The following is an 18,551-nucleotide window of genomic DNA, read 5'->3' as shown; positions in this document are numbered from 1 at the left end:
GATCCTCTTAGTTTAATTTTTAACGCATTAAATATTAGGTATGTGTTTACTACTTTCTCCTGAGGAAGTGTGAAAAACACCTAATTAAAATAGGGATAACAATGCTAAAAACACTAAAAGGGCGACTATATTTTCTCTCTATTCTCATTGTTGTCCCCTTCTATTTTTTCATTTATCTTAGTTTCGACTACAGCCGTACTATGGTGGAAAATGAGCTACTGAAAAGTGCGCTAATAGTCTCTAACCAAGCCGTAGAAAACCATAAGCGCTTGATGACCTCTACTGAACGGTTTTTAGTGCTTTTAGCCGCTTTTCCTCAAGTGCAAAAACCACACTCCGAGACGTGCCAGCGCTTTATTAGTGAGATCGCACCGTTATATGAACGTTATGTAAACATCGGGATCCCTGATACAGCGGGTATGTTAACTTGCAATGGTACTTCGCTGGCGTCCCCTCTTGATTTGAGCGATCGCCTTTATATCCGTGATGCAGTAATGCAAGACCGCTTTACGTCGAGTGGCGTACACACCGATCGAACCCTTGGAATATCGACGGTTAATTTTGCTTACCCTGTTCATAGTCTTACAGACCCAAAAGAGATTGTTGGGGCGGCGGTAGCGGCTATTTCTCTCGACTGGTGGAGTGTGCTGTTGAATAGTAATGAACTACCTGAGAACACAGTCTCTTACCTTTTAGACAACTATGGCAACCCAGTAGCCAGCTACCCAGAGAAGGCTATGTTTGATATTCCAAAGCGCTTTAATATGGTTATTCGTAGCCATGATGGCGTTCACCGCGTGTTTGTTCAGCATCAAATAAAAGGCTGGGATGGGCAGCCCCTGCTGACGTTTATGACGGGCATTGCTGTGGATGAGCCTCTCTCTACGATCGATAAACGCTACACTCTTATTGCTACTAGCTTTTCCATGCTGGTTGTTTTGATACTGATATTACTTAGACTTTTTTTCCTTAACAGTATTTCTAGGCCTCTCAATAGGCTGACTGATCTAGCGATGAAATTAGGCCAAAACAAATACATACATGCTGCGTTGCCGACAGGCGTGAAGGAAATGGATGATTTACAAGACAGTTTTCTCGATATGGCTGAGCGTAAGACGCAAGCAGAGAAAAAAATAGTGCGACAAGCGCAAACTGATAGCTTAACGGGCATCTCCAATCGTGATGCATTTAATCAAAAGTTATCAGAAATATTGATTGCCCAGTCAGCCAGCGATCAGGTTGCTATTATTTTACTGGGTCTAGATAACTTTAAAGAAGTGAATGATACCCGAGGTCATGAAACGGGAGATGAGGTATTAAAGACCATCGCCTCGCGCCTTATTGCATGTGCACCATCGGCTAAAATCATCAGTCGTCTGGGTGGCGATGAATTCATGTTGTTACTAGAAGACTGCAATGAAGAAGAGATGGTTGCGCTCAGTGAGCAGATTAGGCAATCGATTAAAGAACCATTGATGGCTTCTCATTGTGAGATTGTGGTAACGGCGAGCATTGGTATTGCGCTGTATCCAGAGGATGGGATGACGGTAAGAGAGCTAATGGTTGCTGTTGACCAAGCGATGTATTTTGCTAAGCAAAGTGGTCGAGACGCCGCTAGGCGCTTTAGCTGGGAGCTAAAAGAAGCGCTGACGAAAAAGATAGAATTGATTCAAGACTTGCGCCAAGCCATTGTTAACCAAGAGTTTCATTTACTGTATCAGCCTATTATTAACCAGCATGGTGACGTGACTAAGTTTGAAGCGTTAATCCGCTGGCAACACCCAGATAAAGGTCTGATACCGCCTGACCACTTTATCCAATTCGCAGAAGAATCGGGGCAGATTATCGAAATCGGGCATTGGGTTATCCAAGAAGCGAAACGGGCCCTTGCGCCGATTCGTGAAGTGTATGGTGAAGAGATTCAAATCAGCGTCAATGTCTCGCCCATACAGCTATCAAAGCAGCAAGGTGAAGACGGAAGACTGCTTGCAGAGTTGCTTAGTAAAACCACAGGGAATGGCAAAATACACAGTCAAAATGGCTTAGTGGTTGAAATTACCGAGCATCTTTTGATGAATTCAGATGAGAGTACAAGAAGGGCGCTTTTGGCGTTTAGAGAAGAGGGCATTCAGGTCGCGCTAGATGACTTTGGAACGGGATATTCATCGCTTGCCTACATCATGAACTACGACATCGATTATTTGAAGATAGACCGTGAGTTTGTGCAAAAATTAGGAGAAGAATCCACTTCAGAAACACTCTGTGAAGCCATTATTTCAATGGCGCATGCGTTGGGTGTGGCCGTTATTGCCGAAGGAGTAGAAACCCAGCAGCAGGCTGATCTATTGCTCGGTTATGGCTGTGATTATTTGCAAGGTTACTACTTCTCAAGGCCGATCCCATTGGACCAAGTATTGGTCTATCAACAAGATAAGATCCTATCGGTTTAGTACTGTAAGGCTAGCGTGTCCGTAGAACAATTAAAGCCAGATGACATCGCTGTCATCTGGCTTTAATGTTGGCACCTTCAGACTGTTACTTTACTTTGAAGTAATGGATATCGTCTTTTAGTTTTTCAGAAAGCTGCTGTAAGGCCAGCGTTTCTTCTGAGCTTACTTGTAATGCTTGGCTGGTCTCTTTCGACATATTGGCCACTTCTTGGATCTCACTGTTAATCTCAGAAATGGTCACTACTTGCTGAGAGGTGGCCGCGACAACGTCCAACACATTGGCTAATGAATTCTTCGATTGCTGCTGAATCTCATTAAGCAGTGCATTGGCTTCATTGGTGAGCGTTAGGCTATTTTGGACTTGAGGTACCGTTGTCTCCATTGCTTCAACAGAGGCTTTGGTTTCTTCTTGTACTTGAAGAATCATCTTCTCAATGTCACCGGTCGCGTCACCGGTACGCTGCGCCAAATGTCTTACTTCATCGGCGACCACTGCGAATCCTCGGCCTGTTTCCCCAGCTCGCGCGGCTTCAATGGCCGCATTTAAGGCCAGCAGGTTCGTTTGCTCTGAGATACCGCGAATAACATTGATGATGTCGCCAATGCTGCGAGTACGCTCTTCTAGCACATTCACTTGCTCAACAGTGGCTTTGACAGTCTGCGACACTTTTTCAATTTCTGTTGCGACTTTTTGTACGGCAGTTTGCCCTTTCAAAGAAAGCTCAGCAGTAATGTTTGAGTTGTTTTCCGTTTCTCTAACTCGCTCTGAAATAGAGTGAATACTCTCGTTCATTTCGATCAGCTTATGCGCCGCTGAGTTTGTGTATTCTAATTGAGTGTCCGCCGCCACCAAGGATTGCTTGGTGCCCGAGGCGACTGTTGCTGAGCGCTGAGACAGCTCCGTCGACGAGGTAATAATGCTGTTTACAATGGTGACTAGCTGTTTCTGCATAACTTGCACCGACGACATCATGCTGTCTGGGCAACAAGAGGAGATGGCGCCGGTTAGATCGCCTTTAGAAATCTCCGCAATCACATCGGCGGCTTCTTGTGGCTCGCCACCCACCGCGTTTTTAATGCGACGGGCAATTAAGTACGCAACACTGAGGCCAATAATAATGGCAATGCTGGTGAGGGAAATCATCCAACTTTGAAAGGAGCTAGAGACCTCTCGAGTTTCTATGGTGGCTTCTTGGTTCGCCATTTCTTCAAGATTAATAAACGCATTGATCGCCGCGAGCCATTCCACAAAAGACGGCTTGGCTTGGTTCAGTAACACCGCGTTGGCGGACTCTAAGTCATTGGCTTGTTTGGCGCTGATGACTTGCTGAATCAGTGGTAGGGTTTTTTTCTCAATGCTTTGTATGTTGCTGTAAATGGATTTTTCTTGCGCCGTCATTGGAATGTCGGCTGAGTTAAGCATTTTTGCAGACTGTTGATAAAAGAGATGAAGATCAGCGATGTCTTTTAGAATAATAGACAACTCGTTGTCGTTCCTCGCCAACACCACATCACGCACCGCAATAGCTCGGTCGTGTACACTGCCACGGAAGTCAATGGCATAGCGTTGTTTTACCGAGTTGATGTCCGTCATCTGGGTGATGGTGCTATCAATGAAATTCACTCGGTGGATCGCAATGACCGTTAATATAACCGTCAGAGCCAGCGTGATACCAAAGCCAAAAACGAGGCGGGCGTTAATCGTCATAAATTGAATCCGTTTAGTCTATTCAAGCGTTACAGAAAACAGGTGTTTGTTAGTCAACAAGACACCCACAGAAGTTCCTGCCGTATTGCCTTGTCTTACATGATAAAAATGAGAAGCGAGTGTAGCCTAATCTGTTCTGAGAGCCTGTTACAAAATGTGTTTCTTGCATAAGGTTCTGACTTATATCAGTGCTATTTATCGTTTCTTTTAGGCGATGTGACTAGCTGCGAGCAATCACATCATTGACGGCTTTGGCAATTAGATCCTGTCGCATGGTGGTGCGTGCCACCGGTCGTTCAAACCAGAAATCCATTGGCTGATCAAAGCCAATACCGTGCATGTAATTGTAGAGCGCTTTGCGCAACCCTTCGCCGAGCATTTCGTGCTCAGTGCCGGTTGGGTCTGTAAAGTCTACGTCGTTTTCTGCAAATAAAATCTCAGGGCGTTCAGCAAGTGTGATGCCATAGTCGTCAGGATTAATCCCGATTGGGCTGTGAATCGTCGCCGCGAATCTGTGCCAAAATGCGGATTGGAAGCAGCCTTGTGCCATCATTTGTCGAACCATTTCTAATGCATCAATGGTTTCTTGCTCTGTTTGTGTCGGGAAGCCATACATCAAGTAGGCGTGAACCAGAATGTCCGCATCACTAAACGCTTTCGTAACGCGCGCGACTTGATCGACGCTAACGCCTTTTTTCATCAGTTTTAGCAATCGGTCTGACGCGACTTCAAGTCCGCCACTGACAGCGATACAACCTGAATCTGCCAATAATTGGCAGCGCTCAGGCGTGAAGGTTTTCTCAAAACGAATATTGCCCCACCAACTGATCACGACGCCGCGTTCGATCAAACGATTGGCGAGAGCGAATAAGGCTTTTGGTGGCGCGGCTTCATCCACAAAATGGAATCCAGTTTGTCCGGTTTCTTCGATCAGCTCTTCAATTCGGTCGACTAACAGGTCCGCACCGGCGGCATCGTAGCGGTCGATGTAATCCAAACTCACGTCGCAAAAGCTGCATTTGCGCCAATAGCAACCGTGGGCAATGGTCAGTTTATTCCAGCGTCCATCGCTCCAAATGCGGTGCATCGGGTTAAGCATTTCACAAAGAGACAGATAGTCGCCTAATGGCAAGCCGTCGTAGATTGGCGTGCCCACATCGGTTTGGGGGATATCGTGCAATGCTTTATTGTCATTCAAGTGCACATAAGGCTCGCCGTTTTGATCTTCTGTGAGAAAGTAAGTACGTACTAACTCGTCAATTTCTCGTTGACCGTCGAAGAATTCCAGCAAAGTAATGAAAGGACGCTCGCCGTCATCAAGACAAATGAAATCAACAAATTCAAACACGCGGGTATCTTTGAGAGCACGTAATTCTGTGTTTACAAAGCCGCCGCCCATGACGATGGGCAAATCAGGATTGATCGCTTTACAGGTTTGCGCGATGCGCAGTGCGCCGAGCATATTGCCCGGAAAAGGCACGGTTAAAGCGACCACACTGGGTTGAGTCTCTTCTAAATACTGCTCGACCAATTGTTCTAAAATCTCAGAACTAAAACTAGGTTCCCCCATGAGAGTATCGTAGAGATTGTCGAAGCTTGGGTTTGCCGCGGCAAGGCGCTCGCCGTAACGGCTTACTTCGAAATAAGGGTCAACACCTTGGGTGATCACCGCTGATAAATCATTGATAAACAAGGTAGCCAAATACTTGGCTTGATCTTGTACCCCTAGGTTACCAAACGCGGCTTTTAGAACATCCCCAGAGACCGCTTCCATTTGTTCTATGGTGTCGAAAGCTGGGCCTTCAGGCAGAAAACGACGGGAAATAATACGCAACGCTAGGCTTGGATCTTTACCTTGTAAAAAACGAATGACAGGCTCAACCGCAAGGCGGTAACGATCGAATTCCGCTAAGAAGGTGAAAATCACATCGGGCAGTTCGTCGTCTTCAAATTGTTCGAAGTTTTCCTCTACATGCTGGCGGATAATATCCAATGCAGGCGCTGTCATCATCTCAAGAAAAAGCTCGATGGCAGGATCTCGCTGCACCGCCTCATAGCCCCGAGAGCGTAAAAAACCAGTGAGATACGCCGTCGCCGGATACGGAGTATTTAACTGAGTCATAGGAGGGGTCATTAGAAGAACGGTCATAGCCTGCCTTTAAGCGTAACAACGGATAAAATAAGGGGGCATTCTAGCAGTAAAGAAGGGGTATATCCTGCTAATTATCGAGTATAGGATTTAGGTAGCCTGCGCCGAGTTGCTGCATTTGCCGCTCAATCCAATCCACTCTTTGACGAAGATTCGGGGTTAAGCGGTTTGGGTCACGTTTGCGTGGGCTAGGTAATAGTACCGCCAATCGGGCGGCTTGGTTCGCTGTCAGGTGGCGAGCAGATTTGCCAAAATAATGCTGGCTAGCGGCTTCGACACCATAAATCCCTTTGCCGAATTCTGCGACGTTCAAATACACTTCTAAAATGCGTTTTTTACCCCAAATAGCTTCAAGGCTGATGGCTAGTCCGGCCTCTAACCCTTTGCGAATAAAACTGCGTCCTGGCCACAGAAACAGATTTTTTGCTGTTTGCTGGGTAATCGTGCTGGCGCCGCGAAGCCCTTCGCCATCATCGTATTGGCTAAGCGCTTTGGTGATCGCCGTAAAATCGACACCGAAATGGTCGGGAAAGCGTTGATCCTCTGAGCCAATAACCGCTAATGGCACCTGTGGTGGCAGTTTATCGATACTGATCCAATGCTGAGTCACCAGATAATCACTTTGCAACATAAACGCCGTTGTCGGTGGCGGCACAAATCGAAAGACCAGTAGAATCAAAGCAAACGCGATCAAAACACGCCATAAAATAGTCCATGCTTTGTTGAAAACACCCGGTTTACGCTTTGCCATTCATTACCTCAAGGGGGAAAGAGGCCATACCTCTCTGAAAGACTATAATAGCAATTTTTCACTGGTTGATGTTTAACCTATTTATTGCTTTAAGGCGTTCTCTTTACTGGAAAGGATCAGGTCTTTTACTTATTGGTGCGCAGACCCTATTGCTCGATTCCTGTAGCATACGCGCACCGAAATTCACAGTGGTCGCAATGTGCCCCTTCTTTTACACCATCGCAACAAGGACAACGCCTGATGGCCAATTTTAATACCCACGTTACCGTGGCTGCCGCGCTTAGTGCCCCCTTGGCAGCCTGCGCTTTTGTTATGGGTTTTGCCAATATGAACGACGCCATTCTTTATGCTTTAGCGGGGACGTTAGGTGGACTATTACCCGATATCGACGCCGACGAATCGATTGCCATTCGGCTGGTATTTCGCCTGTTCGGCGCACTGGCTGCAGGCTTGATCATCGCCGCTTGGGTGAATCAACTTCCTCATTGGCAAGTACTTGCACTGGCGGCGGCAGGCTACCTAATCGTACGCTTCCCAATACAATGGGTGTTTGAGCAACTCACCATACACAGAGGAACATTGCACAGTTTGCTGGCCAACGTCATGTTTGCTGCTCTTGCTGTGCCCATCTCATACCATGTGTTTGGCCTTAGCGCGAAAACCGCCTGGGGAATCGGCGCTTTTACCTTTTTAGGCGCCACCATACACCTGATACTCGACGAGCTATACAGCATCGAACTCTCAGGCATGCGCATCAAACGCTCCTTCGGCACCGCACTTAAACTCACCGACTGGGGCGAGCCACTGGCATCGCTGGCGCTAGTACTTGGCTGCGCAGTGGGGTACTGGCTCAGCCCAACGCCAGATGCTTGGGTGTCTGCTTTTGCTTTATTGCATTGAGAAAATCAGTTTTCGGTTATTTTCGATGAACTGATGTTCATAACATGCCTAGCGACATGTGGATGAATCGGCGTGAGTCCAGATTTCATACCAAGTGGTTTAAACACTTTATCGATAATACTCTGAACCTGACTACCCTTGTCTTGTTCAATGTCTGTCAAAGTGCGACGGCTGACTCCGACTAACTCTGCATAGCGAGTTTGAGAAAAACCAAGCACTTCTTTGCGAAGGCGTTTTAACATCTGTCCTTGAGTGAGCTCACCTAATATATGTTGTTGTAGAAGCTCTACTAATAAAGCTTGGCGCTGTTCTGCTGTCATGCTCATAAAAGCCCCCAACGGGTGAGTTTTGTTTCTAACCATTTGACTTGGATAACCTCTAAAATTCGTTCAGGAACCCCTCTTGCCTCCAAGCGTTGCTGTAAGCCAATTAGTTGACGTGCTGTTTGTTTTAATGCTGATAATGAGGTTTCACTCGGGCATAAGTCGCTAAGTTCTTCAGTAATAGATTGCCAGCGGAACTCTCCACCTTCTTCAAATGGAGGCCCCCATTTTGTTGTTCTAGTGACACCTTCCGGATCTACTTTCATTGGTGCAAAATCATAAATAGGGGATAGCCAAATTCCGCTAGGCTTTTTAAGAAGTGCGGTATTACGACCATGATTATCAGAGTTTCCGAAAGCAATGTTTAGTAGATCGCGTGTTAACCATTCGCAAACAAACCGAGCAGTATCAAACTCTACTGACTGTCTTTTCAGCAAAGCGCACACAGAGCGGATGACATCAAAATGATTAAGGTAGCTTCCCGCCGGTTTGTTTAATACAGAAAAAATAGACTCCAAACCGTAACGATCCCAGTGGCGTTTATTCCAATGAATATCAAACCTAGGCAGCCAAAGAGAAGGATAGCGGCTACCTTCAAGCAGCTTCATTTTCTCCGTACTGATCGTGTTAAATCCCATATCCGTTAATTCATGATAGAAGTGATATTCCGCTCGTAAAATATCGCAATCGTCTTGCGTCTTTCGACCTCGTGGAAATTTTACTAAGTAATGCATATCAGTAATATCGTGTTGCTCTTGGAAGGTGTCAATCCAGACTTCATCTAGCTCAGAACAGCGCAGTAATAGCTTTGGTGCTTCACCACCTGCGCCAGTCGCGCCCCCACTAATAGCCCCCATTTCTTGAGCGTATTCTAGAAAGCTTGAATCGCGTTCGGCTACATCATTTAAATTAAACTTGCGAAGGTGAAGGGTAGAATCAGCAGGTAAGCTGGGAAGCGATTCTTTAATTCTCAAATTGCCAACGGGTGCGATAGTGCCTTTTTCCAATAGGGCGGTATCTTGTTCACCAGAAGAAAGTGCTTGAAGCCCCCAGAAATCGATTAGATAACGCCGAGCTGCACCAGCGGGAACAATGTCTTCTAAAAAACCAAACCAACGATCCGCTTCATGTTCAACCATAATTTGTATGGGTAGTACTAAGCTGCAAGCATGCTCATCATTACAGTCTAACCACTCGACAGAATATTCAAACTCATAACCAAGACGGCTTGGGCTGGCAATCCCTTTTTCAGGACTGAGTAGCTTCAATGTCGCGATATCGTGCCATTGCTGTTGGGTCAGAGCTTGAATAGTGAGCGTTTTCATCGAATACCTACATGAGCATAGTTTTGCTCATTATAGTCTTTAAAAGTAATTTTTGAGAAATAAATTGCTCAAAAATATTTTTTAGCGTTATTTTTGAGCATAATATTGCTCATTTTTAAAATTGGGGGCAGATGAAAACAGAAAACTGGTCGCCAGCTTAGCCGTCAGCAGGAAACGCGAGCGAAGCGTTATCAAGCCTTATTCAAATACCACATCCCAGAAGAAGAACTCGGGCGGATTTGATCCGCTATGCACTCAGATATGGCTCTGGGAAACGAATGTTTTAAAGGGGAGGTTGAGAAGCTAAAGTGTAGGCAAGTGACGCCAAGAAAGCGCGGTAGGAAACCGAGTCAGATGGATTAAATTTTCATCTGACCCTGAGGTATCCCTTTTAGGGGGAGGCGCTTAATGCGCCTCGTCCCAGTTGTTTCCAACTCCCGCTTCTACTAGCAATGGCACGTCGATTTTGCTGCTGTTTTGCATGATGTCTGTGATTTTTGCTTGGGCGGCGTCTAGGTCTTTTTCGGCCACTTCGAAGATCAATTCATCGTGTACTTGCATGATCATTTTCACGTCTAGGTCGGTGTCGGCGAGCCAGTCGTGCATCTTGATCATGGCGCGTTTGATGATGTCGGCGGCGGAGCCTTGCATCGGTGCGTTGATCGCGGTGCGTTCGGCGGCTTGGCGCATCATGGCGTTTTTCGCTCTGATGTCAGGCAGATACAAACGACGACCGTAGATGGTTTCGACAAAGCCTTTTTCTTTCGCGCCTTCGCGGGTGTTTTCCATGTATTGCTGTACGCCTGGGTAGCGCTCGAAATAACGCTGAATGTATTTCGCGGCTTCTGGGCGGCTAATGCCAAGCTGCTTCGCCAAACCAAACGCCGACATGCCGTAGATCAAACCGAAGTTGATGGCTTTGGCGCGGCGGCGTTGTTCGGTGGTGACTTCGTCTAGGCTCACTTCAAACACTTCTGCTGCGGTGGCTTTATGCACATCGGCGTCTCTGGTGAAGGCGTCGAGTAAGCCTTTGTCTTGTGACAGGTGCGCCATAATGCGAAGTTCGACTTGCGAGTAATCGGCTGCGAGCAGCTTGTAGCCAGTTGGTGCAACGAAGGCTTGGCGAATACGACGACCTTCTGCCGAGCGAATCGGGATGTTCTGCAAGTTCGGATCAGTCGACGACAAGCGACCGGTGGCGGTGATGGCCTGATGGTAAGAGGTATGGATACGGCCGGTTTTCTGGATCATTTCTGGCAGCTTGTCGGTGTAAGTGGATTTCAACTTAGACAAGGTGCGGTGTTCCATGATCAAGCGTGGCAGTTCGTGGTCTTGTGCCAGTTCTTGCAAGATAGGCTCGGCGGTAGATGGCTGACCCTTCGGCGTTTTCTTGATGACAGGCAAACCTTGTTTTTCGAACAAGATCACTTGCAGCTGTTTTGGTGAGCTTAGGTTGAAACTTTCACCTGCGTGTTCGTGAGCTTTAATCTCCAGTTCCTGTAACTTCCCTGCGATTTCAGCGCTTTGCGCATGCAATAAATCTGGGTCGATCAAGGCGCCGGTTTGTTCCATTTTGGCTAACACAGGTACAAGTGGGCATTCGATGTCTTTAAAGATGCTCACCAGTTCAGGTGTTTTTTCAACTTGTGGCCAAATCGCTTGGTGAAGTCGCAAGGTAATGTCGGCGTCTTCTGCGGCATAAAAAGCGGCTTGTTCTAGGTCGATTTCATTAAAGGTTTTCTGTTTTTTACCTTTGCCAGCCAAGTCTTCAAAACTTACGCAGGTGTGATCGAGGAACTTTTTCGCCAGCGTGTCCATGTCGTGGCGCGAGCTGACAGAGTTGTACACGTACGATTCCAGCATGGTGTCGTAGGCGATGCCGCGCAGCGTAATCTTGTAGTTATTCAATACGTTAGCGTCGTACTTAAGGTGTTGGCCGACTTTTGCTTTGCTGTCATCTTCTAGCCAAGGTTTAAGTTGTTCTAATACCCAATCACGATCGAGCTGTTCTGGTGCCCCTTCGTAGTCGTGGGCAAAGGGCACATACGCGGCAACGCCGGCTTCAACTGAGAAAGACACGCCGACTAATTCGGCGGCCATGTAGTTTAGGCTGGTGGTTTCGGTGTCGAAGGCGGTGAGTTCGGCGTTTTGAATTTTCTCAAACCAAACGGCGAAGGTCTCTTTATCTAAAACTGTGGTGTAGTCTGCGACAAGGTTAGACGCAACGGGCACGGCGACTTGCCCGTCTGTATTCAGAGTATCGCTGGCAGTTTCAACGCTCGGAGCTTGGTCAAGTTCGGCCACCCAGCGTTTGAATTCTAGTTTGGTGAACCATTCTTTTAGCGTGTCTTTATCGGCTTCTTTGTTTTTCAATTCAAGCGCATTAAACGGCAGTTCCACATCGCACTTGATGGTCGCTAGCGTGTAAGACAACTCGGCCATTTCTTTGTTGTCTTCCATTTTTTTCGCTAAGGTTTTTGAGCCACGAAAGCCTAAACCGGCGATCTCATCTAATCGCGTGTAGATTTCTTTGATGCTGCCCAAACCTTGCAAGAGCGCGAGAGCGGTTTTTTCACCAACCCCCGGCACGCCTGGAATGTTATCGACCTTGTCACCCATAAGGGCAAGGTAATCGATGATGAGTTCTGGTGGAATGCCGAACTTGTCTTTTACGCCCTGAATGTCCATCACGGTATCATTCATGGTGTTGACCAAGGTGACCTTGTCTGTCACCAGCTGCGCCATGTCTTTGTCACCTGTCGATACGATGACTTCACGACCGGTTTCGCCCACTTGTTTGGCGATGGTGCCGATGACGTCGTCGGCTTCTACGCCATCGATGATGACCAGCGGCAAGCCCATGGCTTCTACCATGCGGTGAATCGGCTCGATTTGTGGACGTAAATCGTCCGGCATAGGTGGACGTTGTGCTTTGTATTCGCTGTAAATCTCATCGCGGAAGGTTTTACCCTTGGCGTCAAAGATGATGACCATAGGTGAATCTGGGTAACTCTTGATGAGGCTACGTATCATGCTGATCACACCACGAGTCGCGTTGGTCGGTTGTCCGTCGCTGGTGCTCATCGGTGGAATGGCATGGAATGCTCGGTAAAGGTAAGACGAGCCGTCTACCAAAATCATCGGTGAAGTGTGTGTCTTAGAATCGGTAGCCAAAATGAAACCTCTGTATTAATCGGCGATTATTGGCGCCTATTCTAAGCACTTACGAGGATTTTTTCAGTCTAAATCGCGTTTTAACTGTTAAAAGGTCTGTTGGGCGTGGCATCGCGTTTAATAGAAAATCGCGGCAGAAAGCGACGATTTCCGCGACTTCGAATTGACCTTTCGTCGCTTATTGTGGAGCATAGGCGTTTTCTTAATCGCTCTATCCCCTTGACGATCAATAGGTAGCAAACTTGGCTGTTTACACTTCCCTCTCAGACTCTGACATGAAAGCCCTAGTGGCTGATTATTATTTAGGTGAATTGGTTTCGTACCAAGGTATTTCTGGCGGTGTTGAAAACACCAATTATTTCCTCAATACCACCACTGGTAAATACGTCCTCACCTTATTTGAAGAGTTTGAGTTTGACGAAGTGCCTTACTTTTTAGATGTGGTTGCGCACCTTAAACACAAAGGCTTTAACGTACCTGCGGCGCTGATCGACATTCATGGCGAGCGTTTGCGCATCGTGAAAGATCGTCCAGCGATCATTGTGGATTGTTTTCCTGGCGAGGGCTTAGAAAGCACCAGCGTAGAAAGTTGTCGTCTGATGGGGTCTGCCTTAGCGCAGCTACATATCGCGGGAGAAGATTTTCCTGAGCATCGTGAAAGTCATCGCGGAGAGACATGGTGGAAAACCACCAGTCAGGCGCTTGCCCCTGAATTAGAGCCAGAACAAGCGCATCTTTTGTTGTCACAAATTGAAGCCTTTGATGACTTTGTAAAGCAGCATCCTGATTTGCCTAAAGCGACCATTCACGGGGATTTGTTTTTTAACAATACTCTGTTTGAAGGAAGCCAACTGTCGGCGATTATCGACTTTTACAACGCCTGCCATTCTTGGGTAATGTACGATCTGGCCATTGTGGTGAACGACTGGTGTTCTGACATCGACACCGGTGAGCTGGATATGGAGAAATATCGCGCCTTGTTGCATTCTTATATTCACGAGCGCCGTCCTAATGCAGAAGAGATTCTTGCCTGGCCACACATGTTACGCATTGCCGCAGTGCGCTTTTGGCTGTCTCGTCTTGAGGCGTGGCATGGTGCAAAAGGGGACCCTGAGCGTTTGGCGCAACAGCATGATCCAAAAGAGTTTCAGCGTATTTTAGAAGCGCGAGTGCGTCATGCACCTGCGTTAATGGAGTAATCACGTGTTTCGCTTGATTGGGGTTTTATGGTTTGCGCTACTTGGCGCGAACTCGGCGTTGGCGCATCCGCATATTTGGGTGGATGTTCAATACCAAGCGGTCGTGGATTCACCGACCGTAGACACTCTGAATGCGACGTGGTCGTGGGATGTGTTCACCTCGTTGAGCTTACTTGAAGCGTATGATGAAAACGCGGATGGTCAGTTCACCGGTAATGAACGAGCCGAGTTGTTAGAAGGGTTACAAAACCTCAAAAAAGACGATTACTTTGTTCACCTAAAGGCAGCAGATAAGATAATAAAGCCAAAATCCGTCACTATTACCGACTTTGGTATGAAGGACAAAATGCTCTGGATGACACTTAAAGTCAGCTTGGATGCGCCGGTAAATATAGAAAAAACGACGTTAAGTATGGCATTTGGTGACCCTGAGTATTATTTTGCTATGGTGCCATTGGAAGAAGGTTTATTACGCCTATCGGGCGCCTTGGCGGAGATTTGCACACCAGTAGATCATGATGCCAAAGAGCAAGGTATTGAGACCTGGATAGATTTGAGTTGTCAGCCTTAACGGGTTTTATCCCGACTGATTATTATCCTTTATATTGCCGTTAAACTGGAGAGTCTAGATGCTAGAGCATTTTCACTGGTTGCCGTTCTTGGCTGCTATTACTGTACTGACCATGAGCCCGGGAGTGGATACGATTCTTGTGATGCGTAATGCCGCTGCGGGTGGTTGGCGTCTGGGTTTCTTGACGAGCTTGGGAATTTGCATGGGATTATTTGCCCACGCGACGCTATCAGCGCTTGGGTTGTCGGTGATCTTATTAGGCTCAGCGAACTTATTTACGGCGTTTAAATTACTGGGTGCGGCGTATCTGGTGTATTTAGGGGTGCAAGCGATTCGCAGTGCTATTAGACCTACTGGCATGTCTTTTAAAGACGCTAAACCCAGCAAAGCAATGACGGGTTGGGGAAGTTTTCGCCAAGGTATTTTGTCCAATGTATTGAACCCTAAGCCGATTATTTTCTACATGGCTTTTTTGCCGCAGTTTATTGATCCAAGCCATTCTGCCTTAGCGCAATCCTTGTTTATGGCGTCGCTTCACTTTGTGATCGCGATGGTGTGGCAAACCTTTTTAGCGCTAATGGTGCACAAAGCGCGTGTTTGGCTAGCGCGTCCAAGAGTGGCGCAAGTGTTAGACAGCGTAACCGGATTACTCTTGTTAGGTTTCGGCGCTAAGCTCGCGCTAACCCAGCGCTAAGCTCGCGCTAACCCAGCGCTAAACCTTATTCGACTAGGGCGATGTTTTGCAGCCAAAGGCTAAGCCTTTAGGGCGTAATCGAATTGCCAGAAAAACAACCGGCAAAAAGTCTCACTTTGTGCCGGTTTTTCTTTTTTGTTTGCCTATTTAAACATCGATATTTGACGTTATTTTGCTAGAATTATCGTGTCTATGAAGACGCCTTCTAGACAAACATTTAAGACGCCACAAGCGGGTTAAATGAGGTAGGCCTTAACGATGACCTCGCAAGGCTTAAGATAAATCGGTAATTGGCTTATGCGCTGATTGCTTTTTCTGGTACTTCCCTAAATGAGCCTATTGATCTCCACTTGGATTAAATTCTTTTTCCTGTTTGCCCCATTCTTTGTGCTATCGATGTTTTTGGCACTGACCCGAGGTGAAACCTCTGCGGTGCGTCGACAAGTGGCAAATAAAGCCATTATCTCGTCTGTGGTGATTTCGTTTGTGTTGTTTTTCTTCGGCGGCAGCTTGTTTGCCGTGCTAGGCATTACCCTAGATGCCTTTCGTATTGGTTCAGGCGTGTTGTTGTTTTTGTCGGCCTTGAGTCTGGTCAGAGATGGCACGAGAAATCATGCCGTAGGGATGCCAAGTGAAGAGCGTGAAGACGTGTCTGTTGTGCCATTGGCTGTGCCGATTATTATTGGTCCGGCAACGATTGGTACGATTCTGGTTTATGGTGCAGAACTTCATGGCTGGGAAATGGCGCTGGGGTTAGGTGGTTTGCTGTTGGCGTTGGCGAGTTTGACGCTGATTTTGTACTCCGCGTCTTTGATAGAGCGTCTTTTGGGCCGTACCGGATTGAATGTGCTTTCAAAGATTACCGGTTTGATTCTAGCGGCCATGGCGTCTCAAATTTTCATGAGCGGTCTGATGGGCTTTTTAAAACCTATCGCCAGCTAGACGGTTTTATGGGGCTATTTATGTTGCTTTTTAGTGAGCAAAACAGCCCATCGAATAGGGTTCAAAAAAGGCGTTTGATCGTTTGTACTTCTTCTTGATTTTCTTTTGTTATAGTATAACAAGAATTAATCCATTGAAGTGAGTGCGTCATGGCGAGAAACGCCGTTCTTTTCTGTTTATCCTGCCTTTTTTGCGTCGCTCCGGTTTATGCGGCGACCAGCCTATTTGGTTACGATGCCTTCATTCACTGGATTGTGTTTGAGCAAGTGAGCTTGCATCGCGAGCTCGCGACGGCGGTGCAGAAGTTAAGCCAAGATGGCAGTCCTCTGGTGTTGTGGAGCTTGGTGTCGGCAAGCTTTCTATACGGCATTTTTCATGCGGCAGGGCCAGGCCATGGCAAAGCTGTGATCTCGGCGTACATGCTTGCAAGTCGAGCGCCATTGCGTCGCGGCATCGGCTTATCTTTTTTGTGTGCAGCAGTGCAAGGCTTGATGGCGGTGTTATTGATGGTCATCGTTGGGCAACTGTTTTCTCTGGCTGGCAAAGCGATGCAGATTAGTCGGTTTTTCGAATTGGCGAGTTTTGCGGCAGTCGGGTTAATTGGGGTGTGGATGTTCACGCGTTTAGTCCGTGGCAAATCGAGTTGTGGTCATGATCATTCCCACGACCACGACCACGACCACGACCACGACCACGACCACGACCACGACCACGACCACGACCACGCACAGGTCAGTATGAAAGAAGAGCAGGCTGCAGACCGACGTAGTGTGTTCGCGATGATTTTAGCAGTGGGTATTCGCCCTTGCAGTGGGGCTGTTCTGGTGTTGTTGTTTTCGATGAGCGCCGGCATTTTTCACTGGGGAATATTGGCAACACTGGCGATGTCTCTTGGTACTGCAATAACCGTTGCGGGGCTGGCTACGGTCAGCGTGATAATCCGCGACAGTAGTTTTTTAATGGGGGGCAAGCAAAGTGTCTGGCGACAAAAACTGTCCCGAGGCTTTGGTTTTTTTGCCGCTATCGTCTTGATTATTATCAGTATCTCAATGATATGGAGTTACAGCAGTAATGCAGGAAGGGTCTTCTAATGAGTGAAGAACATCACCCACACTCGGGTCACAATCATAACGATTGTATTGAAGCGGCGCTAGAAACCGCAGAACAGTTATGTACTGAACAAGGGCAGCGTTTGACCAAGGTGCGCCGCCGAGCATTAGAGTTGATATGGGAAAGCCATCGTCCTCTAGGTGCGTATCAGTTGTTGGCAAAATTGGCGGAAGAGGGATTTAACTCGGCGCCACCAACCGTTTATCGTGCGTTGGACTTTTTGTTGGCCGCCGGTTTGATTCATAAAGTCGAGTCAATGAATGCCTTTTTAGGCTGTGCCCATGCGGATAAAGTGCATAAAGGGTATTTCTTGATTTGTGATGAGTGCCACAACGTTATGGAATTTGATTATCAAGATATTCACGCCTCGCTGATAGCCAGAGCCGCAGAACAGGATTTCGAATTACGCTCAGAAACCATTGAGCTCACTGGGTTGTGTTCTGCCTGCAAAGCCGCAGGAGCCTCCGCATGAGTCAGCGTTTAGTTACCTTTGATAAAATCGGCATCGAATTTGGTGGGCGAGTCCTATTAGACAACATAGACATGACCATTAATGAAGGCGAAATTGTGACGCTTATTGGTCCGAATGGCAGCGGAAAAAGCACCTTGATTCGCACTTTATTAGGGCTGCAAGAGCCGACGCAAGGCGAAGTGATTCGAGATCAAGTGTTGCGTATTGGCTATATGCCTCAGAAGTTGCATATCGACCCAACGTTGCCGCTCACGGTTAAGCACTTTTTGGCTTTGGTGCGCAGAGTGGATAAAAAACAAATTCTACCCACGTTAGAAAAGGTGGGCATTGCTCATCTTATTCATTCTCAAGTGCATGTCTTATCTGGCGGTGAAACACAGCGTGTTTTATTGGCCCGAGCTTTATTGAATAAGCCTAATTTATTGGTCTTGGATGAGCCTGTTCAAGGGGTAGATGTGAATGGTCAGGTAGAGCTTTATAACCTGATTGAAGGCATTCGTAACGAGTTAAATTGCGGTGTGCTGATGGTGTCCCATGATCTGCATTTGGTGATGGCGAAAACCGATACTGTGGTGTGTATTAATCAGCATGTTTGTTGTTCAGGTAGCCCACAACATGTGACAGGTCATCCGGCTTACCAAGCGTTGTTTGGTATTCCAGGTGCTGATGAATCGATTGCGATTTATGCCCATCAACACGACCATGTTCATAATGAGCATGGCAGTATCTTGTCTGAAGATGACAATGCTCACTCGCATTGCTCTCATCATTAATCGTGCGGCT

At 47.1% G+C, this 18,551-nt stretch carries 15 protein-coding genes; 9 read left to right on the top strand and 6 right to left on the bottom strand.

From position 1 onward, the window contains the following. Positions 1 to 101: 101 nt before the first annotated feature. The gene (locus ACIGBN_RS15520; protein WP_396666451.1) at positions 102 to 2,450 is read left to right on the top strand and encodes an EAL domain-containing protein; all 2,349 of its coding nucleotides are present in this window, start codon (positions 102 to 104) and stop codon (positions 2,448 to 2,450) included. 85 nt (positions 2,451 to 2,535) lie between these two features. On the opposite strand, the gene ACIGBN_RS15515 is transcribed toward ACIGBN_RS15520, so the two are convergent. The 3 genes from ACIGBN_RS15515 to mtgA all read right to left on the bottom strand — a co-directional run bounded on the left by ACIGBN_RS15515 (position 2,536) and on the right by mtgA (position 7,058). Then, entirely contained in the window at positions 2,536 to 4,158 is a 1,623-nt protein-coding gene (locus tag ACIGBN_RS15515) for a methyl-accepting chemotaxis protein (RefSeq protein WP_396666449.1), read from the bottom strand. 220 nt (positions 4,159 to 4,378) lie between these two features. Then, entirely contained in the window at positions 4,379 to 6,280 is a 1,902-nt protein-coding gene (locus tag ACIGBN_RS15510; protein WP_396666447.1) for a B12-binding domain-containing radical SAM protein, read from the bottom strand. 97 nt (positions 6,281 to 6,377) lie between these two features. Further along, on the bottom strand, positions 6,378 to 7,058 hold the full coding sequence (gene mtgA / locus ACIGBN_RS15505) for a monofunctional biosynthetic peptidoglycan transglycosylase (protein ID WP_396666445.1): 681 nt from the start codon (positions 7,056 to 7,058) through the stop codon (positions 6,378 to 6,380). A 240-nt stretch (positions 7,059 to 7,298) separates the two neighbouring features. Here mtgA and ACIGBN_RS15500 point away from each other — a divergent pair, with 240 nt between their 5' ends. Continuing rightward, entirely contained in the window at positions 7,299 to 7,958 is a 660-nt protein-coding gene (locus tag ACIGBN_RS15500) for a metal-dependent hydrolase (protein ID WP_396666443.1), read from the top strand. Positions 7,959 to 7,963: 5 nt separating this feature from the next. On the opposite strand, the gene ACIGBN_RS15495 is transcribed toward ACIGBN_RS15500, so the two are convergent. The 3 genes from ACIGBN_RS15495 to polA all read right to left on the bottom strand — a co-directional run bounded on the left by ACIGBN_RS15495 (position 7,964) and on the right by polA (position 12,747). Next, on the bottom strand, positions 7,964 to 8,284 hold the full coding sequence (locus tag ACIGBN_RS15495; protein ID WP_133002363.1) for a helix-turn-helix transcriptional regulator: 321 nt from the start codon (positions 8,282 to 8,284) through the stop codon (positions 7,964 to 7,966). Further along, a complete protein-coding gene (locus tag ACIGBN_RS15490; protein ID WP_396666441.1) occupies positions 8,281 to 9,606 on the bottom strand; it encodes a type II toxin-antitoxin system HipA family toxin in 1,326 nt (441 codons plus the stop codon). The genes ACIGBN_RS15495 and ACIGBN_RS15490 overlap by 4 nt, the downstream gene beginning before the upstream one ends. A 405-nt stretch (positions 9,607 to 10,011) precedes the next feature. After that, positions 10,012 to 12,747 carry a DNA polymerase I gene (polA, locus tag ACIGBN_RS15485; RefSeq protein WP_396666512.1) on the bottom strand — a complete coding sequence of 912 codons (2,736 nt, stop codon included), beginning with the start codon at positions 12,745 to 12,747 and terminating at the stop codon, positions 10,012 to 10,014. Positions 12,748 to 13,022: 275 nt separating this feature from the next. Here polA and ACIGBN_RS15480 point away from each other — a divergent pair, with 275 nt between their 5' ends. From ACIGBN_RS15480 to znuC, 7 genes are all read left to right on the top strand, one after another. Further along, the gene (locus ACIGBN_RS15480) at positions 13,023 to 13,979 is read left to right on the top strand and encodes a homoserine kinase (RefSeq protein WP_133002365.1); all 957 of its coding nucleotides are present in this window, start codon (positions 13,023 to 13,025) and stop codon (positions 13,977 to 13,979) included. Positions 13,980 to 13,983: 4 nt separating this feature from the next. Next, entirely contained in the window at positions 13,984 to 14,550 is a 567-nt protein-coding gene (locus ACIGBN_RS15475; RefSeq protein WP_396666438.1) for a DUF1007 family protein, read from the top strand. Positions 14,551 to 14,608: 58 nt separating this feature from the next. Continuing rightward, positions 14,609 to 15,244: a LysE family translocator gene (locus ACIGBN_RS15470; protein WP_396666436.1), complete on the top strand. Its 636-nt coding sequence runs from the start codon at positions 14,609 to 14,611 to the stop codon at positions 15,242 to 15,244. A gap of 330 nt (positions 15,245 to 15,574) precedes the next feature. Next, entirely contained in the window at positions 15,575 to 16,186 is a 612-nt protein-coding gene (locus ACIGBN_RS15465; protein ID WP_133002368.1) for a MarC family protein, read from the top strand. A 149-nt stretch (positions 16,187 to 16,335) separates the two neighbouring features. Beyond that, complete coding sequence (locus tag ACIGBN_RS15460) at positions 16,336 to 17,277, top strand: nickel/cobalt transporter (RefSeq protein ID WP_396666434.1); 942 nt, start codon at positions 16,336 to 16,338, stop codon at positions 17,275 to 17,277. Further along, a complete protein-coding gene (locus tag ACIGBN_RS15455) occupies positions 17,277 to 17,768 on the top strand; it encodes a Fur family transcriptional regulator (protein WP_133002370.1) in 492 nt (163 codons plus the stop codon). Before ACIGBN_RS15460 ends, ACIGBN_RS15455 begins: the two co-directional genes overlap by 1 nt. Continuing rightward, positions 17,765 to 18,541 (top strand): zinc ABC transporter ATP-binding protein ZnuC, encoded by a 777-nt coding sequence (gene znuC / locus ACIGBN_RS15450; RefSeq protein ID WP_133002371.1) that lies wholly within the window; start codon positions 17,765 to 17,767, stop codon positions 18,539 to 18,541. The genes ACIGBN_RS15455 and znuC overlap by 4 nt, the downstream gene beginning before the upstream one ends. Positions 18,542 to 18,551: the final 10 nt, after the last annotated feature.

The organism is Marinomonas sp. NPDC078689 (genome assembly GCF_044542435.1).
In the GTDB taxonomy this organism is placed as follows: domain Bacteria; phylum Pseudomonadota; class Gammaproteobacteria; order Pseudomonadales; family Marinomonadaceae; genus Marinomonas; species Marinomonas arenicola.
Note: the sequence above shows the minus strand (reverse complement) of the source record. Positions and strands in the feature narration are given on the sequence as shown.